We start from the raw sequence: 21,419 nt of genomic DNA on the forward strand, positions 1-21,419 counted from the left end.
CGACGGCGTCTGGGCGATACGGCTCATCGGGCCGCCTCTAGACAGCGCCCGCCGACCGCCGTAGCCTCACAATCAGCCGCGTTCTTCCGTGGAGTACGCGAGGAAGGGGGACCTCCGATGGCCGGAAGATCCGCCCGCTGGTGGCCGTTCTCCCGCCGCCCGAAACCGTCGCCTCCGCCACCGCCGCCCGGTCCGGATGCCAGCGCAGGCACCGACGCGCCTGGCGGGCGCGGAGTCCGGATCCTTCTCGGACTCTCCGGCGTCGTCGTCGTCTCGTTCGGGATGCACGCGATCGGCAGCATCCTCGCCCCGACGCTCCTCGCCCTCATCCTGGTCATCTGCGCCCAGCCCGTTCGCGTCTGGCTCACCCGGCACGGCACACCGGCCGGGATCGCGACCGGCGCCGTCGCGCTGACCACGTTCGCGCTGCTGGCCGGGTTCGCGGCCCTGCTGGTCATCGCGTTCGCCCAGTTCGCCGGGATGCTTCCGCAGTACGCCGCCCAGTTCCAGCAGATCGCGGCACAGATCGGCGAGTGGCTGCACACCCTCGGAGTCGGGCCGGACCAGGTGAAAGCGGTGGTGGGCGGTTTCGACCCCGCCAAGTTCGTCGACTTCTTCAGCGGCGTGCTCGGTGGGGCGTTCGGGGTGCTCACGTTCGGCGTCATCGTGCTGACCATGCTCATCCTGATGCCGGCGGACGCCGCTTACGCGCCTACCCTGCTCGAGCAACTGAAGCCGAAGAAGCCGAACCTCGTCTACGCGCTCACCGGGTTCGCGCACAGTGTCCGGCGCTACATGGTCGTGACCACCGCACTCGGCATCGTGCAGGGCGTGATCAACGGTTTCGCGCTCTGGATCATCGGCGTCCCGGCGCCGCTGCTCTGGGCGATCCTCAGCTTCCTCTGCAGTTTCATCCCGAACGTCGGATACTTCGTCGCCATCGTTCCTCCGCTGGTCTTCGGCTATCTGATCGGCGGCTGGGGCACCGTCATCGCGATCATCGTGGTCTACGGCATCGTCAACGCGGTGGTGCAGTCGATCGTCCAGCCGAAGGTCGTCGGAAACGCCGTCGCGCTCAGTCAGACGCTCACGTTCTTCTCCGTGCTGTTCTGGGCGATCGTGCTGGGGCCGCTCGGGGCGATCATCGCCGTGCCGCTCACCCTGCTCGTGCGCGCGGTCCTGGTGGACTCCGATCCGCGGGCCCGGGTCTGGCGTGCCGTCATCGGCGACCTGTCGGAGACCAAGCAGCTCATGCAGACCGAGTCGGCCGAGCTGAAGGTGGAACGTGCGGCACGGAAGGGCTCCCACTCCCCCGCAGAGGGCGGCCAGCCGCGACAGGACGGTTGACGAATGGGCGTCCGTGAGCAATAGTTAGGCATATGCCTAGGTTTTATGACGAGCTCGACGCCGTGCTCCGCGCCCTCGCGGACCCGACGCGACGCGCCGTCGTCGAACGGCTGGCGCTCTCCCCCGCCGTGGTGTCCGAACTCGCCGCTCCCTTCGACATGGCTCTGCCGTCGCTCCTGCAGCACCTGCGCATCCTGGAGGATGCGGGCCTGATCACGTCGGAGAAGCACGGCCGCGTCCGCACCGTGAGCCTGCGCCCCGGAGCACTCGACGTGCTCCACCTGTGGCTCGGCGAGCAGCGGACGCCGGCAGAGAACCACGCCGACCGGCTCGGCATCCACCTCCTCCGCACCCCCTAGAAAGGACACTGACATGACTCGTGTACGTATCGACCTGAACATCTCGCTGGACGGCTTCGGCTCTACGACCGACCAGACTCCGGAGAAGCCGATGGGCGAGGACTGGAGCCGCCTCACAGCGGCATACACGGCGACCCGGACGTTCCGCACCCGCGTGCTCGAAGACGCCAGCGGCGGCGGTACGACGGGCGTCGACGAGAAGTACGCAGCCGCGTACTTCGAGGGCATCGGCGCCGAGGTCATGGGAGCAGGGATGTTCGGCTTCCACACGTTCCCCGACGACCAGGACTGGAAGGGCTGGTGGGGCGACACCCCGCCGTTCGGCTACCCCGTCTACGTGCTCACTCACTCGGCTCCGCGCCCGTCCATCCCGATGGACGGCGGCACCACGTTCCACTTCCGGAACACCGCGATCCAGGACGTGCTCGCCGAAGCCACCGAGGCTGCTGCAGGCCAGGATGTGCGCATCGGCGGCGGGATCAGCACGGCAAGGGAGTTCCTCCGCGCCGGCCTGGTGGACGACCTGCACGTCGGCATCGCACCCATGCTGCTCGGCAGCGGCGAACGGCTGTGGGACGGCCTGCGCGGCATCGAGCACACCCACCAGGCTACGACCGAGGTGGCCGAGAGCGGTGTCATCCACGTCACCTTCAGCAGAGAAGCCTAGGGCTGCCGCATGACGACCGAACGCCGCATCGCACGCTCGGGCTTCACACTGACCCGCGACTACCCGGCCCCCGTCGACCGCGTCTGGAGCGCGTTCGCGGAAGAGGACCAGAAGTATGCCTGGTTCGGCTCCGGCGACAGTTACGCCTCCGGCGAGTGGGTCTTCGACTTCCGCGTCGGCGGCCAGGACGTCGCCGAGGGCGCCTTCCACGACGGCCCGGTCTCCCGGTACGTCGGCACGTACACCGACATCGTCGACCAGGTGCGCATCGTCGCCACCTACGACATGTGGCTCGACGGCGTACACATGTCCACGTCGGTGGTGTCGTACGAGTTCGAGCCGGTCGACGGCGGCACCCGGTTCACGCACGTCGAGCACGGGGTGTTCTTCGACCGGTTCTGGGCGGACGGGCCGAACCGCGAAGCAGGAAGCCGCGGCATCCTCGATCAGCTGGGGAGGCATCTGGAGTCCATCGGCTGAGGCGCGGGCGTGTGAGAGGCTGCTCCCGTGGCCTCACCCCAAGCGCTGTCCCTGCAGGATCGCCGTCTCGTCGCATCCTGGGCTGCCGACTGCGCGGAAAGGGTGCTCCCGCTCTTCGAGGCCGCAGTGCCGGACGACCTCCGGCCCCGGGAGGCGATCGAACACGCCCGCGGGTTCGCGCGCGGCGAGTTCGGCGCGGCCGAGGAGATCCGGCGACGCTTCGTCGCCGGGCGTGCCGCGCGCGGGCTGGCCGACCCCGCCGCCAAGGCGGCGGCGCTCTCCGCTGCGCAGGCAGCCGGTGTCGCGCACATGGGCGCGCACGCGCTCGGCGCAGCAGCTTACGCGGCGACGGCAGCGGGGTTCGCCGCACCGGACGATCCCGGCGCCGTCGACCGTGAGGTCCGCTGGCAGCTCGACCACCTGGATGCGGACACGCGCTCAGCGCTCGCGAGCCTGCCTCCGCTCGGCCAGGATTCGGCCGGGCCGCTGGGGACCGGGCTCCTCGCGTCCGGGACGCGCGGAACGGTGATCCGGATGATCCAGGCCAACCTGTCCGCGTGACCGCCGGCAACTCCTGCGCCTACACCCGGCGCAGTTCACCTCCCGCACCGAGTTCAACCACCTCGGTGAGTCCGAGCCTGGCGAGGAACCGGTCGTCGTGGCTGACGAGGATGAGGGCGCCGCGATAGGCCGTGAGCGCCGAGACGAGCTGATCGACGCTCACCAGGTCGAGGTTGTTCGTCGGCTCGTCGAGCACCAGGAGCTGTGCGGGAGGGTCCGCGAACAGCAGCCGCGCGAGCGACACGCGGAACCGCTCGCCGCCCGACAGGGTGCCGACGGCCCGGTCGACGTCGCTCCCCTTGACCAGCAGCCTGCCGAGCTGGTTGCGGATCTGCGCATCCGGTGTCTGCGGCGCGACGGCCCGCAGGTTCTCTAGAACGGTGCGACTCTCGTCGAGATCGTTCAGACGCTGGGTGAGGTAGCCGACCCGGGCGGTGTGCAGCACGCCGCCCGCGCGCCCCGGCTCGGCGGGACGGCCGGAGACGAGGTTCTCGAGCAGGGTGGTCTTGCCGACCCCATTCGCGCCGACGATCGCGATCCTCTCCGGGCCCTGCATCAAGATGGTGCGGTCGGTGCCGTGCAGCTCGCCGATCCGCCGCCCGGCCGGGACGTCAGGGTCGGGAAGCTGCACGCTGATCTTCTGATCCGGCCGGATGCGCGCCGCCGCCAGCTCCTTGTTCGCCTTGGCGGCGTCCAGCCGGTCGTCGAGCCCGGTGCGCAGTTTCCCTGCCGAGTTCTCCGCCCGGGACGCCTGTCCGTTCATCAGGATCTTCGACCCTCGCTTGTTCTCGTTGGCCGTCTTTGCTGTGCGCGCGCGCTTGGCGAGTTTGCTTTCCGCCTCGGCCCGCCGGCGTCGTTCGGCTTTGACCGCGTGGTCCGCGGCCTGCGCGGCCAGAACAGCGGCGGCCTGCTGCCCGTCGAGGTTCTCCCTCCACTCCGTGTACGGACCGCCGAACACGGTGAGCCGACCGCCGTAGAGCTCGGCGGTCTCCTCCATCCGGTCGAGAAGGTCGAGGTCGTGGCTGACGACGACGAGAGTGCCTGGCCAGGTGTCGACGAGGTCCCCGAGCATCCGCTTGGCGTCTCGGTCGAGGTTGTTGCTCGGCTCGTCCAGCAGGGTGATCGGCAGCCGGCGCACTCGGAGCCCTGCGATCGCGACAAGCATCACCTCGCCTCCGGACAGCGCGCTGACGCTCCGGTCGAGGTCCGCGGAGCTGAAGCCCACCCGGCGGAGCTGCTCGTCCGCGCGGGACTCGATGTCCCAGTCGTCGCCGATCGTGTCGAAATGGTGCTCGGCCACGTCCCCGCTCTCGACCGCGCGGACGGCGCGGACGATCGGGGCGATGCCGAGCAGGTCGGCCATGGTGGTGGAGTCCCGCCAGGTGAGCGACTGCGACAGATAGCCGACATCGCCGGTGGCGCTGACGGACCCGGCCGTCGGGGCGAGTTCGCCGGCGATGAGGCGGAGGAGCGTCGACTTGCCCGCGCCGTTGTCGCCGACGAGGCCGGTCCGCCCGGTGCCGAAGCTGCCGGTGACGCCGGTGATGGCGGGTTCGCCGTCCGGCCAGGCGAAGGAGAGGTTGCTGAGAACGATGGATGCGTTGACTGACATGAGAATCCCAAAGACGTGCGCGCTCGCCGGATGCGGGAGCGGAATGAACGAGAACCAGGCCGCGGACCGGTGTGACCGGTCGGCGCGCCAGACGGCGTCGCAACACGACGGCGCGGCCCTGCGGAGGGCAGCACGCGGTGCTCGTTGCGGGGCCGCCACCGAGAATTCGGTGGCTAGGCTCTGTCGACTTCGGGGATCAGCACAGCAACGACTGTAGCGGAACCGACTCGCATCCTGCGAAGACGCTCAGTGAGCAGGCCTCTGCCGGGACGGACGCGATACCGCGCGGGCGTAGGCTCGAATCCCCGTTTCGAAAGGCTCACCGGCATGACTCTCAGCACACTCGACCAGCGCACGGCCCTGATCGTCGTCGACCTCCAGAACGCGATCCGCGCGTACCCCGTCGCGCGCGGCGAGGAGGTCTTCGCGAACGCCGGTGCGCTCGCCGACGCCTTCCGCTCCCACGGCCTGCCCGTCGTGCTGGTGAACGTCGCCGGTGGCGCTCCCGGCCGCACGGAGACGCCGCGACCGGCGGCCGGTGAGCGTCCGGCGGACGCGATGGAGTTCGTGGCCGAGCTGCACAGGGCCGACGGCGACCACGTGGTCACGAAGCAGACCTGGGGCGCGTTCACGGGCACCGATCTGGATGCGTACCTCACCGCGGAAGGCGTCACCCAGGTGGTGCTCGCCGGCATCGCGACAAGCGCCGGCGTCGAGTCGACGGCCAGGCACGCGCACGAGAACGGCTACAACGTCACCCTCGCCACGGATGCGATGACGGACAGGAGCGCCGAGGTGCACGACTACGTCGTCGGCAACGTCTTCCCGCGCATCGGCGAGACGGGGACGACCGCGGAGGTCATCGAGCTGCTCGCCGCCACGCGGGACTAGCAGTCGGCCGGCGGTCGGACGGCGGTAGCCCCAGCGGTCGGCTTCAGCGCTGGTCTCCGCGCTCGGCCTTCGGGTAGTTGCCGCGCCGGAGCTTCGCGTCGCGGACGAGCGGCTCCTCCCCGTCGTGCTCCGCTCCGATGTACGTGCCGACCACGCGGTCGTCCGGTCCCTCATCGAGCACGTCCTGAACGAGCGGCGGCGGGCGATCACCGATGTCCTCTCCGCGGACGACAGGGACGTCGTTGCTGCGGCGTTCACGGCCTTCGCCGCTGCGGCCGGCGGCGGACCGAGTCACGACGGACGGTTCGCGCTCTCCGTGCGACAATGACGGCGGAGCCGGCCGTCAGCGCCGCAGCCCCGGTTCGTACCGACGGTAGCCCTCGCGCAAGCTGACGCCCGTCGGGGAGATCCGAGCGACATCCTCCCAGCGCACCAGGAACGCGCCGCGGTGCCGCCAGCGCAGGAACCGCGCGATCAGCCACGGCGACCTCTCGTCGCTGCGCTCGTAGCCCAGGAACGACGAGCCGGAGTGCGCGCTGACGATGAAGCCGTCCAGCCGCGCCTCGGACAGCAGGGGCCCCGGGGCGCCGTCGACCACGAACCGTGCATCGATCACGCGGCCGAGCCTCGTGCCGTCGGCGTCGAGCACCGGCGTCTGCATCAGGTCACTCAGGATCATGCCGGCCTCCCGGTATGCGCGCGATGATGTGGTCGCGCGCCCAGCGCTCCACCCAGGTGGCGTCGAGCTGCTCACCCGGCACCCCCAGCGACACGACGACATCCACGCGCGCCACGTCGGACCACGGGATGCCGTGCAACCGCGAGCGCGGAGGGCGGCCTCCGAACATCCTGGTCCAGAGCGCCGAACCGCTGAGCAGTGCGGTGATGACCGGCGCCGGCGTGCCCGGCTCGATCGGCTCGTCGAACGGGATGCCGGACAGCTCCAGGTCGTCGACGGTGACGATCGGCACATCGTCGCGGTCGAGGATCTGCCTGTCGAGGAGGTGCAGCTCGGCGTCGAGCACCTGACCCGCGTACTCCACCGGTGGTTCGAGGTCGTCCGTCATGCGCCCATCCCTGTCACGATCATCAGTGGGATCGCGGCGATCGAGGCGACCAGGATGATCCCGAGGTAGACCATCGCGAACGCATTGGTCACCTTCCCGTTCGCGGAGTCCCCCATGTACTGCTTGTCATTGGCGACGACCAAAATCGGCAGGTATGTCAACGGCAGAGCGATCGCGGAGAACACCACGGAGAACTCGGTGACCGCCACGGGGTCGACGCCCGTGGCGAGTACGCCGATCCCGATCAGCAGGGCCACGATCATGGTGATGTGGAAGCGCGCCGCCTGTGCGGGCCGGCGGAACTTGCCCCACGACCAGCCGAAGAACTGGGCGAGCGTGTATCCGCTGGACAACGTGGTCTCCAGGGCGGCGCCGAACGTCGCAGCGACCATGCCGACGATCACGAGTGCCAGCGCGAGCTTTCCGCCCGCCTCCGCGACGGGAAGCGCCACCTGCGCGAGCGAGGTCACGTCGATGCCGCGCGGGAGCAGCACGATGGTCGCGCATGCGGCGATGGCGAGCGAGAGCACACCGCCGAGCGGGAAGCCGACAAGCACGTTGATGCGGGACTGCGCGATGTCCTTCTTCTTCCACTTCTCCTCCACGGCTCCGCTGGAGAAGAAGAACACCTCGTACGGCGTCATGGCCGCCCCGAACAGGGCGATGGCGTAGTACCAGTACGTGGCGCCGTGCTCGCTGGCCGGAACGTGCGGCGTGATGGCCTGGCCGGCCAGCACCGCCCAGTTCGGGTGCAGCAGGAACACCGCGACCGCGAACACGATCAGTGTCAGCCCGAGCAGCCCCGTCACGTTCTCCATGAGGGAGAACTTCGCCCGCCACACCACCAGCCAGACCGCGAACGCCGCCACCGGGATCCAGAGCGTCGGCTCGATGCTGCTCGCCAGCTGCAGCGAGAGCGCGATGCCGCCGACCTCTGCAGTCAGGGTGAGGAGGTTGATCAGGAACGACGCCGTCAGGTTCGCGAGCCCCGTCCTCGGCCCGAGCCGTTCCCTGATGATTTCGAAGGTCGCGCGGCCGCTGACCGCGGCGACTCTGCCGGACATCTGCGCGAACAGGCAGATCCCGACGACGCCGACCACGACCACCCACGCCAACGACATCCCGAAGCGCGAGCCGACGACGGCGTTGGTGACGAGGTCCCCGATGTCGAGGAAGCCGCCGATGGCGGTGAGAACGCCGAGCATGACGCCCAGGAGCCGTTTCACTGCTTCGCCTGTTCTGCCGCCTGGAGCCGGGCCGTGAGCTTCTGGAGGTCGGTCGCCGCCGCTCGGAGCGCGGGAACGGCAGAGGCGGCGTCCGTCTCCACAGCCCGCTGGGCTGCGAGAACCGCGTCGGTCGCCGCCCTGATCGCCGCCAGGGTGCGCGTCTGCGCCGCCGTCTCCGCCGGCGAGGACGGCTCGACCTCGGTGGCGGCCTGCTCGGCCGAGCCGAGTTCGGTCACCGCGTCGCCGAGCGCGGTCTGCGTGGTGGTCAGGAAGGTGCGGTCGTCGCGCTGCTGGGTCACGGCGAGCTGCGCCGCCGCCGTCGCCGACCGTGCGTCCGTTGCCGCCTGGCGCAGCGACGACGTCGCGCTCGCGCATCCGGTGAACAGCACCGCTGCGACGATGACGACGACGATGGAGGCGGCAGCTCTGCCGATGGTCGATCTCACGTTCACGGCGCGAACAGTATGCCTCTGCGCGTTCTCTGGGAAGGGGCTGGACGTCACCCGGCAGGCCGATCCGTCAGAAACGCCGCAAGGGCGACGCTCAGCTCGTCCGGCGCCTCCTCCGCCATATGGTGCCCGGAGTCGATCGCCCAGCCGCGCACGTCGGTCGCCCAGTCCGCCCAGATCGCGAGCGGATCGCCGAACAGCTCCTCCAGGTCGTCGCGGCCGGACCACAGCACCAGCAGCGGTTGCTCGATCCTCCGTCCGGCGTTCCTGTCCACCTCCTCGTGCTCCCGATCCACCGTGAGGCCTGCCCGGTAGTCCTCGAGCATCGCCCGCACCACGCGGGGGTTGCGCATCGCCTGTCGCCACTCGTCGTGATTCGCGCGGCCCATGCGCTCCGGATCGCCGTGGTACCACGCATCCGGATCGGCGAGGATCACCCGCTCCGGAACGTCCGGCTGGGCGAAGAAGAACCAGTGCCACCATGCCGTCGCGAACTCCGGGGTGATCCGCTCCAGGTGCTCCACGATCGGGATGCAGTCGAGCAGCGCCAACCGTGACACCCGCCCCGGGTGGTCCATCGCCAGCCGGAACGCCACGTAACTGCCCCTGTCGTGACCGACCAGCGCGAACGAGTCGTGCCCGAGCGCATCCATCGTGGCCAGGATGCGATCGGCCGTCGCCCGCTTGGAGTGCGGGACGTGATCGGGCCGGGGGTCGGGCACGGTGGACGCCCCGTAGCCGGGGAGGTCGGGCACGACCACGGTGAAGCCCAGATCGAGCAGGGTCGGAGCCACCCGGTGCCAGGTCGCACCGGTGCGCGGATGCCCATGCAGGAGGACGACCGGAGGACCATCGCCCGCATGCCGGACATGGACGACGCCATCGCCGACGTCGATGTCGTCGCAGTCGAAACCGGCGAACATCCGGTCGTTCTCCTGTCCTTCCGCGCTCTAGTCCGCGCGCTCCTGCGCCCGGTCGATCCCGCCGAGCAGTTCCTTGAGGGCCTTCTTGATCGTGGGGTGGTCGTACTGGCCGGCCCTGCTCTCACCGGAGATGACCGCGCAGCGGTGCAGCTTCCGGAAGTCGCCGTACGGGAACGAATACCTGCCTTTGGTCCCCTCGGTCTTCGAGGTGTCCTCGCCGAGATGCCACTTCGCGAACTCCCCCATGCCGTGCGCGTCGATGAACGCGTTCTCCTCCTCGGCGGTCGGCGCGTGCTCGCTCCAGTCGTCGCGCTCGTCGGCGACCGTGTCGCCGCGGCGAAGCAGCCCACGCGCGTGCGCGAGGCCGTCCTTATTGAGGCTCACTGTCATGTCCCGTTCCTCCCACGTCGATCGGTGCCCCAGACGGCGACCGCGCGATCTCGCGCGCGGCCGCCGCCACGGCCGGGGCTGCGGTATGTCGGCCGCCCCTGTCAGCTCGACCCGCCATCCGGCTCGCCGCTCACCGTGGCCCTCGGCAGCGCGATCGTCAATCCCCTGGCGCGACCGAACCCGACGTGCCCTCGGCCGCCTCCCACCAGTCGAGCACTCTGGAGGCGTGCAGGGTCAGCCACTTCGACGGCTCGCCCGGTGGCACGTCGACCTCGAACCACGCCCGCCCCGGATGCCGGTACTCCTGCATCCATCGGCCGTCTGCCGTCCGGGATGCGCGGATCACCTCGACGGCGTCAGCCAGCCGCGCATCGGGGGCCGTGTCGTCGTGCAGTGCCGCCGCACGGAAGTAGCCCGCCGCGCGCAGAGCACTGTACGGCCAGCGGAACGGATACGCGAACCTCGTCGCCCACGGGCCGACGATCTCGCCGGTCGACAAGCGTCGGAGGAGGTGACGTTCGAGCAGGTACTCCTCTCCGGCGTGCCTGGCTGCGCGCAGCGCGTCGCTTCCTCCCGTCCCGCCCTCGAACGCCAGCAGCCCCGTCAGCGAGTTCAGCGTGGAGTGGAACGACGAGCGCGTCGACCCCTCCACCCAGTCGCAGTTCCAGCCGCCGTCGGACATCCGGTGATCGAGGAACCACTGCGCGAGCCCGGAGACGTCGGCGCCGAGCCACACACCGTTCGCCAGCGTGTAACCGTTGATGCAGCAGTCGACCTCGCCTCCCCAGTAGGGCAGGTCGTCGTACTCCCAGCGACTGTTCGCCGCAAGCAGGTCGGCGGTGCCTGCGAGGACGGAGGCGTCGACGCCCCACTCCCGGAGCGCGTTGAGGCTCCAGGTGGTCGCCAGATATGGCTGGCCGCCCGCATCCCGCTCATCCGGATGCTCGAACGACATGTCGCCGGGAAAGTACGCGCCGCCGGCCCACTGCCCGTCGTCGTCCTGCTCGGCCAGCAGCCTCGCGCCGAAACCCTCCGTGGCGACACGGGCGCGGGTGGCCGCCCACACCTCAGGAGGCGCGCCCAGCAGATCCCGCTCGACCTGCCAGCGCAGCGCAGGGTCGGAGTCCAGCATCCAGTCGAGAACAGCGGCGTCCGTGCTCATGGGCAGCACGGTACACCGGGTCACTCCTCGTCGTCGGCGTCGGCGTCGGCGTTCTCGTCTTCGTCGTCTTCGTCGTCGGTGCCCTCGTCGTTCGCCGCCTCCTCGATCCAGTCCACGTCGTCGTCGCTCAGGTAGCTGCCGGGAGGCACGTCCTCCGCCTCATCACCGGAGCCGACCACGTCCACGGCTCCCCCGGCCTCCAGGATCGCCGCGACCACCGCATCCGGGATCGCGTCGCCGTTGTTGGCAATGAGCCACTGCCGTGACGACTCCCCCAGGTTGCCCCACCACTCCTCGATACGCATGTCCGCAGTCTGCCACTCCGCACCGGGATGCGCTCAGCCGGCCCGCCCCGTTACGCGAGGTCGTACACCCACGCGTTCACCCGGATCGGGTGCCCTTTCGGATACTCGAATCCTTCCTCCCCCGCGCACACGAACCCGACCGCTCTGCAGAGAGCGTTCGATCCGACGTTGTCGGTGCGCGGAAACGCCACCACCGCAGTCCTGTCCTCCTGCACGGCCGCGTCGTCGAGGCACGCCCGCAACGCCCGGGAGGCGATCCCCCTGCCCTGGTACGCACTGTCGACGCCCCAACCCGCTTCGTACACCGGCCGGTCGTGCCACCGGGTGGGCCAGTAGCCCACCGAACCGACGGGTTCCTCGACTCCGTTCATCCTGATCACGAACATTCGCGCCTCACCGTCGTCCCAGTAGCGCAGATAGCGCTGGTGCCGATCCAGCACCTTCTCCTCCGGCTCCGGGCCGCCGAGGAAGGCCGTCATCTCCACCGTGTTCGCGCGCTGGAGGACCGGCAGGTCGTCTTGTCCCCAGCGGTGGAGGGTCACGTCGCCGAGCGTCGCGACGGCGTCGCCGGGCCGCAGAGCCGGGTCGACCTTCATGCTCCCGGGGCCTCAGCCGAAGACCACATCGGACGCCGCGACCACGTCGGCCGTCCGGCCGGGCGCGCGGTGGTTGCCCCAATAGAGGTTCGTGTGCGCGATCACCAGGTCCGGCGTCGGCGCTCCCCACTCGCTCAGGTCTTCGGTGGTGTGCGCGTCGCCCACCAGCGTCACGTCGTAGCCGCGGGTCAGCCCGCCGTGGATGGTCGAGCGGATGCACTCGTCGGTCTGCGACCCGGTCACCACGATGCGTCCGATCCCCGACCTTGCGAGCACCTGTTCGAGCGTCGTCTCCTCGAACGCGTCGGCGTAGTGCTTCGGCACGAGCGCTTCGTCCTCGTTCCTCGACAGCTCGGGGACGTACTCCCAGGCCGGACTGCCGTGTTCGATGTGCTCGTCCGAGTGCTGCACCCAGACCACGGGCACCCCCTCGCTCCGGGCGCGATCGACGAGCGAGCGAATCGCTCCCACCACTTCGTCGCGCCGGTACGCGCCGTCGATGACCCCGTTCTGCACGTCGATCACCAACAGTGCAGACGCCTCGCGTCCCTCCAACGTCGACATGAGCCTCCCCTTCCCCGATCAGCCGTCACTTCGCACGACAAACGGTACGCCCGCCCGCCGACACGGACACCACCGGATCAGCGCGATCACCCCAGCGTCGCCGTGCTCCTGCTCTCGTGCCCGATGGGCACCACCAGCACCGACCGCTGTTGCAGGCGCGTCAGCTGAACGGCCACCGAACCGGACAGCCACTCCTCGACGGCGTGCCCCAACCCCGTCTGATGCGTCCCAACGACGATCAGCGCCGCATCCACCTCGTCGGCGACGCGTGCGAGGGCTTTCGCGGGATCACCCGCAAGGATGCGGAGCACCCATCCGCCCGTCAGCGCGCCTCGGGAGGCGGGGGACGCCGAAATCTCGGAGGGCGCACTCCCCGCTCGGGAGGCCGTGAGCGACGACGTGATCGCTGCCGCCAGGTCGATCGCCAGCCGTTCGTCGTCCGGGCCCACCCCTTCCGGATGCAGCGACGCCTCACGGCGTAGATCGGCGCGTTCCCACTCGGTCAGATAGCTGTCCGGCGTCACATATCCGCAGATCATCGGCCGGCCGAGCATCGCAGCGAGGGCAGCGGCCTCCTGCACGACCGCGGCCGGCTGGCCGGGGTACACCCCGACGACCACGGGACCGGACGTCGACGACACGCTCATGCCTCATTGTCGCCTCGCCACCGCGACGGGGCAACCGTCCGGCGGCGAGCCGACACGTGGCGACCCGGGCCGACCCGAGGCGCCCGCCGTCAGCCCTGCGGAGGCGTTCCGGCGATGTTGACCAGCCAGGAGACGCCGAACTTGTCGACGGCCATCCCGAAGCTGTCGCCCCACGGCGCCTTCGACAGCGGCTCGATGACGGTGCCGCCTTCGACCAGCTTGGCGTAGTAGCCGGAGAGCTCCTCCTCGTTGTCGCCGCTGAGCGAGACCGAGATGTTGGAGCCCTCTGCGAGATCCATGTGCTTGGGCACATCCGCGACCATCAGCGTGAACCCGCTCGGCGTCGTGAGCTGGGAGTGCATGATGAGGTCCTTCTCCTCCGGGTCGGTGCTGACCTGGAAGTCGGCGAAGGTGCTGCGCTGTACGTCGCCGCCGAAGACCGACTGGTAGAAGTCCATCGCCTCTCTCGCCGACGTGCGGAAGTTGAGGTAAGGGTTGAGTGTGGAAGCCACCGTTTTCTCCTTCGATTGGGACGGTACGGGTTCAGCGTAGCCACGCCCACCGACGTTGCGCGAGTGCAGATTCCCCGCTGAAATGCACGCAAATCGAGTCTCCGGCGGCCACCCGGTCAGCGCAGATACGCCCCGACGAACAGGTCGCCCCTGATCTCGCAGAGCCTGTCCAGGATGCGGTCGACGAGCGCCGCGCTGACGCCTCCCGCCGTCAGGTCGAACGGGCCGATCGGCTGCAGCTTCCCGCACCGGATGCGCACCACCTCCCAGCCGGACGCCCGGAGCAGCCTGTCCTTCTTCTTGTCGGTCTCCTCCCTGCGGCCGACGTGCTCCAGCCCGTGCCTGCCGATGGTGTCGTACTCGATCGCGACCTGCAATTCGGGGATCACGATGTCCGGCCAGACCTCCAGGTGCGAGAAGAACGGCCGGGCCACGCGAACGGCGTTGTTCCCGAGATCGACGTCGAGTCGCTCGGCGATGCGCTGCTTCAGGGCCGGTTCCGCGGCGGACGCGGGAGCGGGCGCCCAGCGGCTCACGAACGCGCCGCCGACCGCGACGGCATCGGCGCCCGCCGCCGCGTGACGGCAGACCGGGCAGCGCCGCCCACCCAGGATGCGCTCGATGCTCGCCTGATACGCCGGGTGCCCGCGGTCGCACTGCCAGGCGTGCTTCGCAGCCGTGCCGTTCTCCGCCGACACCGCGACCCGCGAGGCAGGGGCGGCGAGGGTGACCAGTTCTTCCCTCGTGAGGCGTTCCGTATCGAGCCTGCGACAGAGGAAGCAGCGGTCGTCGTCGGCGTCGTGCTCGATGCGGCGCGGGTCGCGTGCGTGACCGCACGCGTGCATCCCGTCGCTCTGCTGTTGCGGCTGCCGGATGCGCCGGGGCGCCGCCCCCTCCGCGCAGGCCGGGCACCACGCGGAGCGCCGCCTCGTTCCGCCCGGCCGCGACCGCTGCTCCTCCGGCGTGGCGACGAAGCGGTGTCCGGCGTCGCACTCCCAGAGCAGGTAGACGTCGGCGGCGGGAGGCACCTGGCTGAGCACGATCCCGTGGTTGAGGTCGGGATGGTACTGGCGGATCAGCAGCGGAAAGCGTTGCCAGTCCGTCCGGTATGAGCCGATCGGGTACGGCGTCTCCTGGCCTTTCGACCACTGGCGGCGTTGCCACCACTGTTCGACGCTCTCCGGCACCGTCCGCTCCTCTCCCGGCCATCGTGTCCGGTCGCGGTCAGCGTACGCGGCACCACCGTCAGAGCAGGTACGGCACGATCGCTTTGCGCTCCGGCGGGTAGTCGGCGAACGTCCGCCGGTACCAGCGGTGGTTTGCCAATGCGCGCGGCGCCAGGTTCGCCACGGTGTAGAGCGCGAAGGCCAGTCCGGCCGGCGACCAGGTGGCGATCGCCCATCCCGTCCACTCCACCATCTCGCCCAGGTAGTTCGGGCTCGACACCCAGCGATATCCTCCCCCGTACGGGATGCGGTATCCACTGTCGCGCGCTCCCCGCAGCCGGCGCAGGATGCGGTCCGAGCCCAGGTTGAGCGCGAACCCGCCGAGGAACACCAGCACGCCGATCCAGAACCGCGGGTCGGCCAGCCAGCTGTTCGGGTACGAGCCGTACTGGGAGAGCCACCGGGCGTTGACCCACGCGTTCAGCAGGTTGAAGAGGATCGCCATGGCCACCACCGATACCGGCATCCGCGCCCCGGAGCGCATCAGGAACGGGTACACGAACGCACGCTGCACGTAGTGGAGCTGCCACAGCGCGAGGAGAAGCAGCGGCACCAGGTCGAACCGGTGATCCCCGAGGAGGAAGAACAGCACGAAGACGATGGAGGCGGGACTCTCCATGATCACCCAGCCGACGCGCGCGGGGACGGTCGGTCCCCATCCGGAGCGGCCATGGCGCCCGTACGGGGCGACGATGAAGCAGAGCGCGACGAACGTGACCACTGCCAGGGCGATCTCGGCGTACACGAACCAGCGGTATGGGCCTTCGGGCATGGCCGGAGTCTAGACGGACGATGGTGGCGGCGGGCCAACCCGATCGGCACGCCGCCACCGTGACGAAGCAGCCCATCTCGGGGCCAGAATGCTTCGTTGTATAAGAGTCGGCGCGAACCGTTCGATCACGCGGGCTCCGGATATTCTTTCGTGCGCTAGGCGGCTGACGCGTACCAGGAGCGTCGCAGCCCCTCCCTGGCCCGGTACGCCAGGGCGGCGGCCGCATTCGGCTTGATCCCGAGAATGCTCGCCAGCTCCGGCGGGGTCAGCTGCTCCACCTCGCTGTACCAGAGGGCTCGACGCCAGCGTTCCGGCAGGGCGTCGAACACCTCCGCGACGCGCGGCAGCTCCCACGCCAGGTCCTCCCGCTCCGGGCCGAACCGGGTGTCGGCGAAGACGGCCGGATCGTCGACCGGGACCTCCTTGCGCGCGTTGCCCCAGGTCGCCGCCGTGTTGCGGATGGTCGCATAGAGGTAGCTGCGGAAGCCCCGGCGCGGGCCGTTGCCGTTGCGCAGGGCGACCATGATCTTGGTGAACGACTCGGAGACGAGGTCGGCGGCGTCGAACGTGGAAGTGACGGACGCCGCGTAAGCGAGCCCTGCGCCGGAGTGGCGGCGCCAGAGCTGAGCGTACGCGTCACGGTCGCCGTCTCTGCTCCGGGCGACGAGATCGTCGTCGGTGGGCGTCGGGTCGCTGGATGTCGGGTCGCTGGAAGCAGGGTCGCTGGAGGGAAGTGCGGTCGGGCGCATCGGGTGTTCCTTTCGAGAACAGCCGCGCCGTGCGATCGGCCGTCTCAGAGTGGTCGGGGTGCAACCACCGTAGGAAAACCGCGAGCACCCGAAAAGCCGTTTCAGGACGCGCGCATATCCACTTTGCGCCAGGAGAGGGTGGGCCCTGCCGGGATCGAACCGACGACATCCACGGTGTAAACGTGGCGCTCTACCAGCTGAGCTAAAGGCCCTTCACCGCGTCAGCGGCCAACCCAGCTTACCGGGCCGCCACGCAGTGGACTACGCGACGTGCGCAGGGAGGAGGTCGAGCGCTGCGCGGTACGCCTCGATCGAGCGAGCCTCGCCCGGAGCAGTGATGAACGAGGCGCGAATGATGCCGGACTCGTCGATCACGAACGTGGCCCGGTTGGCGAAGCCCTTCTCGGGGAGGAACACGCCGTACTCCTTCGAGATCTCGCCGTGCGGCCAGAAGTCGGCCAGGAGGGCGAAGTCGTAGCCCTCCTGCTCCGCCCACGCGCGCAGCGTGTACTTCGAGTCGACCGAGATGCCGATGAGCTCCACCGCGTGGTCTTTGAACAGGGCGAGATTGTCGCGCAGGGCGCACAACTCACCGGTGCAGGTTCCGGAGAACGCGAGGGGGAAGAAGACCAGCGCCACGGCCTTCTTGCCGCGGAAGTCGCTGAGTCTGACCGTCTCGCCGTACTGGTTGACGAGTTCGAAGTCGGGTGCCTGGGTGTCGTTCTCCAGAGCCATGGTGTTTCCTTTCGCCGCTCGCGGCCGAATGCCGCGCACGCACGAGGACACAGCTTAGACCTCGCCGCCGTGGAGTCAAATGATGCGGTCACCGGCGGGCTCGGAGTGAGGCTAGGCTGGCAGATGGTGCCATCGCATTTGTTGTGACCCGACAGCGATCAGCTCCGTCTACCATCTATCCGACACAAGAAAGAGGTCGAGGGTGACTGTAAACGACCAGGACCCGTACTCGGTGAATCACATCGATTCGGACCCGGAGGAGACCGCCGAATGGCAGGAATCCCTCGACGCACTGGTTGCGGCCCATGGCCACGAGCGCGCTCGTGAGATCATGCTGAGCCTGCTCAAGCGCTCCAAAGAACTGCAGCTCGGCGTGCCGATGGTTCCGACAACGGATTACATCAACACCATCTCGCCCGAGAACGAGCCGGAATTCCCCGGCGACGAAGAGATCGAGCGCCGCTACCGCGCCTGGGTCCGCTGGAACGCAGCCGTCATGGTGCACCGCGCGCAGCGCCCGGGCATCGCCGTCGGCGGCCACCTCTCCAGCTACGCCTCCAGCGCGACGCTCTACGAGATCGGCTTCAACCACTTCTTCCGCGGTCAGGACCACCCGGGCGGAGGAGACCAGGTCTTCTTCCAGGGTCACGCCTCCCCCGGCCCGTACGCCCGCGCCTTCCTCGAAGGACGCCTCAGCGCCGACCAGCTCGACGGTTTCCGTCAGGAGAAGTCGCACGCAGGCGGCGGACTGTCGTCGTACCCGCACCCCCGCCTCATGCCGGAGTTCTGGCAGTTCCCGACCGTGTCGATGGGTCTCGGGCCGATCAACGCGATCTACCAGGCGCAGCTCAACAAGTACCTCACCAACCGCGGCATCAAGGATGCGAGCGACCAGCACGTCTGGGCGTTCCTCGGCGACGGCGAGATGGACGAGGTCGAGAGCCGCGGGCAGCTGCAGGTCGCAGCCAACGAGAACCTCGACAACCTGACCTTCGTCGTCAACGCCAACCTGCAGCGCCTCGACGGCCCTGTGCGCGGCAACGGCAAGATCGTCCAGGAGCTGGAGAGCTACTTCCGCGGCGCCGGCTGGAATGTCATCAAGGTCATCTGGGGCCGCGAGTGGGACGCCCTGCTCGCCCGCGACACCGAGGGCGCCCTGGTCAACCTGATGAACCAGACCCCGGACGGCGACTACCAGACGTACAAGACGGAGAACGGCGCATACGTGCGCGAGAACTTCTTCGGCCGCGACCCGCGCACCCTCGAACTCGTCAAGGACTACACGGACGACCAGGTCTGGGGCCTCAAGCGCGGCGGCCACGACTACCGCAAGGTCTACGCAGCATTCAAGGCGGCGACCGAGCACAAGGGCCAGCCCACCGTCATCATCGCCAAGACCATCAAGGGCTACGGCCTCGGTCCGAGCTTCGAGGGCCGCAACGCGACCCACCAGATGAAGAAGATGACGCTCGACAACCTGAAGACGTTCCGCGACGCCATGCGCATCCCGGTGTCGGATGCGCAGCTCGAAGAGAACCCGTACCTCCCGCCGTACTACAACCCCGGCCCAGACGACGAGGCGATCCAGTACCTGCACGAGCGTCGCCGGGCACTCGGCGGCTACGTGCCGGAGCGCCGCACCAAGTACACCCAGCTCAACCTTCCGGACGACTCGGCATACGCCATCTCCAAGAAGGGCTCCGGCACGCAGGAGATCGCCACCACCATGGCGTTCGTCCGTCTGCTGAAAGACCTGCTGCGCGCGAAGGACTTCGGCCACCGCATCGTTCCGATCATCCCGGATGAGGCACGCACCTTCGGTATGGACGCGTTCTTCCCGAACGCGAAGATCTACAACCCGAACGGCCAGCACTACACGTCGGTCGACCGCGAGCTCCTCCTGGCATACAAGGAGAGCCCGCAGGGCCAGATCATCCACGTCGGCATCAACGAGGCGGGCGCCCTCGCGGCGTTCACCAATGTCGGAACGTCGTACGCCACCCAGGGCGAGCCGCTCATCCCGGTGTACGTCTTCTACTCGATGTTCGGCTTCCAGCGCACCGGCGACGCGATCTGGGCGGCGGGCGACCAGATGGCCCGCGGCTTCATGATCGGCGCCACCGCAGGACGCACCACGCTGACCGGCGAGGGCCTGCAGCACGCCGACGGCCACTCGCTCGTCCTCTCGTCGACCAACCCGGCCGTCGTCTCGTACGACCCGGCATACGGCTACGAGATCGGGCACATCGTCCGCAGCGGCCTCGACCGGATGTACGGCGATCACCACCCGGACCCGAACGTCATGTACTACATCACGGTCTACAACGAGCCGATCGTCCAGCCGGCTGAGCCGGAGGGTGTCGACGTCGACGGGATCGTGCGCGGCATCCACCGCCTGCGCGTCTCGGATGTCGCGGGCCCTAAGGCGCAGCTGCTCGCATCCGGTGTCTCCGTTCCGTGGGCGCTCGAAGCGCAGCACCTGCTCGCGCAGGACTGGGGCGTGTCGGCCGATGTCTGGTCCGTCACCTCGTGGTCGGAACTGCGCCGCGACGGTCTCGCGGCGGAGGAGCACAACTTCCTCTACCCGCAGCAGGAGAAGCAGGTGCCGTACGTCACCCGCAAACTGCAGGAGGCGGACGGCCCGTTCGTCGCGGTCACCGACTTCATGCACGCCGTCCCCGACCAGATCCGGCAGTTCGTCCCCGGTGAGTTCGCCACGCTCGGCGCCGACGGCTTCGGCTTCTCGGACACCAGGCCCGCTGCTCGCCGGTTCTTCAAGATCGACGGTCCGTCGATGGTCGTCCGCACCCTCGAGCTGCTCGCGGCTCGCGGTCAGGTCGACCCGAACGCGCCGGCCTGGGCGATCGAGAAGTACCTGCTGCACGACGTGAACGCCGGAACCACCGGTAGCGCCGGCGGCGAGAGCTGACGCCGGCTCCCGTGCCGAACAAGCCAGTGGCTGCGCAGACGAAACCAGCGGAGAGGTCGAAGGCCGACACGCTGGCCTGGCTGCGCACGATCTCCGGCGAACTCGCTACGGCGACGCTGAAGCGTCTCGAGGACACCCTGCCGTGGTACCGCGACATGCCTCCTGGCAGGCGGTCTGCGGTGGGCCTCGTCGCGCAGGCGGGCATCTCGTCGTTCATCTCGTGGTTCGACGACCCCCGGTCGACGCCGTGGATCGCGGCCGACGTCTTCGGGGCGGCTCCTCGTGAGCTGCTCCGGAGCGTCAGCCTGCAGCAGACCCTGCAGCTGATCAAGGTGGTCGTCGAGGTCGTCGAAGACCGGGTGAAGAACGGCGGAGAGGCTCTCCGCGAGGCGATCCTGCTCTACTCGCGCGAGATCGCCTTCGGCGCGGCCGACGTCTACGCCCGCGCCGCCGAAGCGCGTGGCCTGTGGGACGCACGCCTGGAGGCCCTCGTGGTCGACAGCATCCTCACCGGCGAGTACGACGACGAGCTGCCCAGCAGGATCGCGGCGCTCGGCTGGCACGGCCACGGCGAGGTCAGCGTCCTCGTCGGGACGGCGCCGAAGCTCCTGGACGTCGATCAGCTGCGTCGCACCGCCCGGCACATGTCGGCGGACGTGCTGATCGGAGTGCAGGGCAGCAGACTGGTGCTCGTCATCGGGCGGGCCTGGCCGAGCGCCTCCACCCCGGACGACGCTATCGGCGCGACGCCGGTGGTGAGCTTCCTCGAGATCGCCCAGCAGCTCGAACCAGGTTTCGGCGCAGGGCATCTGGTGCTCGGCCACGAGGTCCCGAGCCTGGTGGATGCGTCGAAGAGCGCCAAGGCCGCCCTGGCCGGTTTCGCGGTCGCGCGCGCCTGGCGCAACTGCCCGCGTCCGGTGCACGCCGACGACTTGCTGCCGGAGCGTGCGCTCGCCGGCGACGGGCTGGCGCGTGCCACGCTCATCAACCGCATCTACCGCCCGCTGCAGGCGCACTCGACCGAGCTGTTGACGACGCTCTGGTGCTACCTCGACAACGGCCGTTCGCTGGAGGCGACGGCCCGCGAGCTGTTCGTGCACCCGAACACGGTCCGCTACCGGTTGAAGCGCGTCTCCGAGGTGATCGGCTGGGATGCCACCGGTGCCAGGGAGGCGCTCATCCTGCAGGCCGCCCTCATCGTCGGTTCCATCAACGAACCGGATGCGCCCCGCCGCGCCTGAGAAGCCCGC

Annotated in this window: 26 protein-coding genes and 1 tRNA gene; 8 read left to right on the forward strand and 19 right to left on the reverse strand. The window is 69.2% G+C overall.

Features of this window, described 5'->3' with window-relative positions:
- The first annotated feature begins 117 nt into the window (after positions 1-117).
- From AC37TH_RS13755 to AC37TH_RS13775, 5 genes are read left to right on the forward strand one after another with little or no spacing between them, the layout of a single operon-like run.
- Entirely contained in the window at positions 118-1,347 is a 1,230-nt protein-coding gene (locus AC37TH_RS13755) for an AI-2E family transporter (RefSeq protein WP_490764901.1), read from the forward strand.
- A gap of 32 nt (positions 1,348-1,379) precedes the next feature.
- Positions 1,380-1,706, forward strand: a complete 327-nt coding sequence (locus tag AC37TH_RS13760) for an ArsR/SmtB family transcription factor (protein WP_490764902.1) — start codon at positions 1,380-1,382, stop codon at positions 1,704-1,706.
- A 13-nt stretch (positions 1,707-1,719) separates the two neighbouring features.
- Positions 1,720-2,373, forward strand: a complete 654-nt coding sequence (locus tag AC37TH_RS13765) for a dihydrofolate reductase family protein (RefSeq protein ID WP_490764903.1) — start codon at positions 1,720-1,722, stop codon at positions 2,371-2,373.
- Positions 2,374-2,382: 9 nt separating this feature from the next.
- The gene (locus AC37TH_RS13770; RefSeq protein WP_490764904.1) at positions 2,383-2,853 is read left to right on the forward strand and encodes an SRPBCC domain-containing protein; all 471 of its coding nucleotides are present in this window, start codon (positions 2,383-2,385) and stop codon (positions 2,851-2,853) included.
- Between the two features lie 27 nt (positions 2,854-2,880).
- Entirely contained in the window at positions 2,881-3,414 is a 534-nt protein-coding gene (locus tag AC37TH_RS13775) for a putative immunity protein (RefSeq protein WP_490764905.1), read from the forward strand.
- 19 nt (positions 3,415-3,433) lie between these two features.
- Here AC37TH_RS13775 and AC37TH_RS13780 read toward each other — a convergent pair whose 3' ends face one another.
- Positions 3,434-5,026, reverse strand: coding sequence for an ABC-F family ATP-binding cassette domain-containing protein (locus AC37TH_RS13780; RefSeq protein WP_490764906.1), 1,593 nt, complete (start codon positions 5,024-5,026; stop codon positions 3,434-3,436).
- A gap of 327 nt (positions 5,027-5,353) precedes the next feature.
- Between AC37TH_RS13780 and AC37TH_RS13785 the strand changes: the two genes are divergently transcribed.
- Positions 5,354-5,917 carry an isochorismatase family protein gene (locus AC37TH_RS13785; protein WP_490764907.1) on the forward strand — a complete coding sequence of 188 codons (564 nt, stop codon included), beginning with the start codon at positions 5,354-5,356 and terminating at the stop codon, positions 5,915-5,917.
- 43 nt (positions 5,918-5,960) lie between these two features.
- Here the strand turns inward: AC37TH_RS13785 and AC37TH_RS13790 are convergent, their stop codons facing one another.
- The 18 genes from AC37TH_RS13790 to AC37TH_RS13875 form a co-directional block, all read right to left on the reverse strand.
- Positions 5,961-6,212, reverse strand: a complete 252-nt coding sequence (locus tag AC37TH_RS13790) for a hypothetical protein (RefSeq protein WP_490764908.1) — start codon at positions 6,210-6,212, stop codon at positions 5,961-5,963.
- Between the two features lie 48 nt (positions 6,213-6,260).
- Positions 6,261-6,596: a PRC-barrel domain-containing protein gene (locus tag AC37TH_RS13795; protein WP_490764909.1), complete on the reverse strand. Its 336-nt coding sequence runs from the start codon at positions 6,594-6,596 to the stop codon at positions 6,261-6,263.
- Positions 6,583-6,984: a hypothetical protein gene (locus tag AC37TH_RS13800; protein WP_490764910.1), complete on the reverse strand. Its 402-nt coding sequence runs from the start codon at positions 6,982-6,984 to the stop codon at positions 6,583-6,585. The genes AC37TH_RS13795 and AC37TH_RS13800 overlap by 14 nt, the downstream gene beginning before the upstream one ends.
- Positions 6,981-8,210: an NRAMP family divalent metal transporter gene (locus tag AC37TH_RS13805; RefSeq protein WP_490764911.1), complete on the reverse strand. Its 1,230-nt coding sequence runs from the start codon at positions 8,208-8,210 to the stop codon at positions 6,981-6,983. Before AC37TH_RS13805 ends, AC37TH_RS13800 begins: the two co-directional genes overlap by 4 nt.
- Complete coding sequence (locus tag AC37TH_RS13810; protein WP_490764912.1) at positions 8,207-8,662, reverse strand: hypothetical protein; 456 nt, start codon at positions 8,660-8,662, stop codon at positions 8,207-8,209. The genes AC37TH_RS13805 and AC37TH_RS13810 overlap by 4 nt, the downstream gene beginning before the upstream one ends.
- 47 nt (positions 8,663-8,709) lie before the next feature.
- On the reverse strand, positions 8,710-9,582 hold the full coding sequence (locus AC37TH_RS13815) for an alpha/beta fold hydrolase (RefSeq protein WP_490764913.1): 873 nt from the start codon (positions 9,580-9,582) through the stop codon (positions 8,710-8,712).
- Positions 9,583-9,609: 27 nt separating this feature from the next.
- Positions 9,610-9,972, reverse strand: a complete 363-nt coding sequence (locus tag AC37TH_RS13820; protein ID WP_490764914.1) for a hypothetical protein — start codon at positions 9,970-9,972, stop codon at positions 9,610-9,612.
- A 157-nt stretch (positions 9,973-10,129) separates the two neighbouring features.
- Positions 10,130-11,134, reverse strand: a complete 1,005-nt coding sequence (locus AC37TH_RS13825; protein WP_490764915.1) for a squalene cyclase — start codon at positions 11,132-11,134, stop codon at positions 10,130-10,132.
- Positions 11,135-11,154: 20 nt separating this feature from the next.
- Entirely contained in the window at positions 11,155-11,439 is a 285-nt protein-coding gene (locus AC37TH_RS13830) for a hypothetical protein (RefSeq protein ID WP_490764916.1), read from the reverse strand.
- 50 nt (positions 11,440-11,489) lie between these two features.
- Positions 11,490-12,035, reverse strand: a complete 546-nt coding sequence (locus tag AC37TH_RS13835; protein WP_490764917.1) for a GNAT family N-acetyltransferase — start codon at positions 12,033-12,035, stop codon at positions 11,490-11,492.
- A gap of 12 nt (positions 12,036-12,047) precedes the next feature.
- Positions 12,048-12,599 (reverse strand): isochorismatase family protein, encoded by a 552-nt coding sequence (locus AC37TH_RS13840; RefSeq protein WP_490764918.1) that lies wholly within the window; start codon positions 12,597-12,599, stop codon positions 12,048-12,050.
- 86 nt (positions 12,600-12,685) lie between these two features.
- Positions 12,686-13,246, reverse strand: a complete 561-nt coding sequence (locus tag AC37TH_RS13845) for a universal stress protein (protein WP_490764919.1) — start codon at positions 13,244-13,246, stop codon at positions 12,686-12,688.
- An 89-nt stretch (positions 13,247-13,335) separates the two neighbouring features.
- Positions 13,336-13,758, reverse strand: coding sequence for a VOC family protein (locus tag AC37TH_RS13850; protein WP_490764920.1), 423 nt, complete (start codon positions 13,756-13,758; stop codon positions 13,336-13,338).
- Positions 13,759-13,874: 116 nt separating this feature from the next.
- A complete protein-coding gene (locus AC37TH_RS13855; RefSeq protein WP_490764921.1) occupies positions 13,875-14,945 on the reverse strand; it encodes a zinc-ribbon domain-containing protein in 1,071 nt (356 codons plus the stop codon).
- Positions 14,946-15,003: 58 nt separating this feature from the next.
- The gene (locus tag AC37TH_RS13860) at positions 15,004-15,756 is read right to left on the reverse strand and encodes a DUF1295 domain-containing protein (protein ID WP_490764922.1); all 753 of its coding nucleotides are present in this window, start codon (positions 15,754-15,756) and stop codon (positions 15,004-15,006) included.
- Positions 15,757-15,911: 155 nt separating this feature from the next.
- The gene (locus AC37TH_RS13865; protein ID WP_490764923.1) at positions 15,912-16,505 is read right to left on the reverse strand and encodes an RNA polymerase sigma factor; all 594 of its coding nucleotides are present in this window, start codon (positions 16,503-16,505) and stop codon (positions 15,912-15,914) included.
- Between the two features lie 139 nt (positions 16,506-16,644).
- Positions 16,645-16,717, reverse strand: a tRNA-Val gene (locus AC37TH_RS13870).
- A 49-nt stretch (positions 16,718-16,766) separates the two neighbouring features.
- Positions 16,767-17,240, reverse strand: coding sequence for a peroxiredoxin (locus tag AC37TH_RS13875; protein ID WP_490764924.1), 474 nt, complete (start codon positions 17,238-17,240; stop codon positions 16,767-16,769).
- 202 nt (positions 17,241-17,442) lie between these two features.
- On the opposite strand from AC37TH_RS13875, the gene aceE reads away from it, so the two are divergent.
- Entirely contained in the window at positions 17,443-20,169 is a 2,727-nt protein-coding gene (gene aceE, locus AC37TH_RS13880; RefSeq protein ID WP_490764925.1) for a pyruvate dehydrogenase (acetyl-transferring), homodimeric type, read from the forward strand.
- Between the two features lie 11 nt (positions 20,170-20,180).
- Positions 20,181-21,410: a PucR family transcriptional regulator gene (locus AC37TH_RS13885; protein ID WP_490764926.1), complete on the forward strand. Its 1,230-nt coding sequence runs from the start codon at positions 20,181-20,183 to the stop codon at positions 21,408-21,410.
- Positions 21,411-21,419: the final 9 nt, after the last annotated feature.

The organism is Leifsonia sp. McL0627, from assembly GCF_058244615.1.

Bases quoted from the DNA above. Each gene is read 5' to 3' on its own strand.
- AC37TH_RS13815 (WP_490764913.1), bottom strand. From the start codon at position 9,582: ATGTTCGCCGGTTTCGACTGCGACGACATCGACGTCGGCGATGGCGTC.
- AC37TH_RS13875 (WP_490764924.1), bottom strand. From the start codon at position 17,240: ATGGCTCTGGAGAACGACACCCAGGCACCCGACTTCGAACTCGTCAAC.
- AC37TH_RS13800 (WP_490764910.1), bottom strand. From the start codon at position 6,984: ATGACGGACGACCTCGAACCACCGGTGGAGTACGCGGGTCAGGTGCTC.
- AC37TH_RS13835 (WP_490764917.1), bottom strand. From the start codon at position 12,035: ATGAAGGTCGACCCGGCTCTGCGGCCCGGCGACGCCGTCGCGACGCTC.
- AC37TH_RS13755 (WP_490764901.1), top strand. From the start codon at position 118: ATGGCCGGAAGATCCGCCCGCTGGTGGCCGTTCTCCCGCCGCCCGAAA.
- AC37TH_RS13865 (WP_490764923.1), bottom strand. From the start codon at position 16,505: ATGCGCCCGACCGCACTTCCCTCCAGCGACCCTGCTTCCAGCGACCCG.
- AC37TH_RS13830 (WP_490764916.1), bottom strand. From the start codon at position 11,439: ATGCGTATCGAGGAGTGGTGGGGCAACCTGGGGGAGTCGTCACGGCAG.
- AC37TH_RS13860 (WP_490764922.1), bottom strand. From the start codon at position 15,756: ATGCCCGAAGGCCCATACCGCTGGTTCGTGTACGCCGAGATCGCCCTG.
- AC37TH_RS13795 (WP_490764909.1), bottom strand. From the start codon at position 6,596: ATGATCCTGAGTGACCTGATGCAGACGCCGGTGCTCGACGCCGACGGC.
- AC37TH_RS13785 (WP_490764907.1), top strand. From the start codon at position 5,354: ATGACTCTCAGCACACTCGACCAGCGCACGGCCCTGATCGTCGTCGAC.
- AC37TH_RS13760 (WP_490764902.1), top strand. From the start codon at position 1,380: ATGCCTAGGTTTTATGACGAGCTCGACGCCGTGCTCCGCGCCCTCGCG.
- AC37TH_RS13820 (WP_490764914.1), bottom strand. From the start codon at position 9,972: ATGACAGTGAGCCTCAATAAGGACGGCCTCGCGCACGCGCGTGGGCTG.
- AC37TH_RS13840 (WP_490764918.1), bottom strand. From the start codon at position 12,599: ATGTCGACGTTGGAGGGACGCGAGGCGTCTGCACTGTTGGTGATCGAC.
- AC37TH_RS13780 (WP_490764906.1), bottom strand. From the start codon at position 5,026: ATGTCAGTCAACGCATCCATCGTTCTCAGCAACCTCTCCTTCGCCTGG.
- AC37TH_RS13770 (WP_490764904.1), top strand. From the start codon at position 2,383: ATGACGACCGAACGCCGCATCGCACGCTCGGGCTTCACACTGACCCGC.
- AC37TH_RS13845 (WP_490764919.1), bottom strand. From the start codon at position 13,246: ATGAGCGTGTCGTCGACGTCCGGTCCCGTGGTCGTCGGGGTGTACCCC.
- AC37TH_RS13765 (WP_490764903.1), top strand. From the start codon at position 1,720: ATGACTCGTGTACGTATCGACCTGAACATCTCGCTGGACGGCTTCGGC.
- AC37TH_RS13825 (WP_490764915.1), bottom strand. From the start codon at position 11,134: ATGAGCACGGACGCCGCTGTTCTCGACTGGATGCTGGACTCCGACCCT.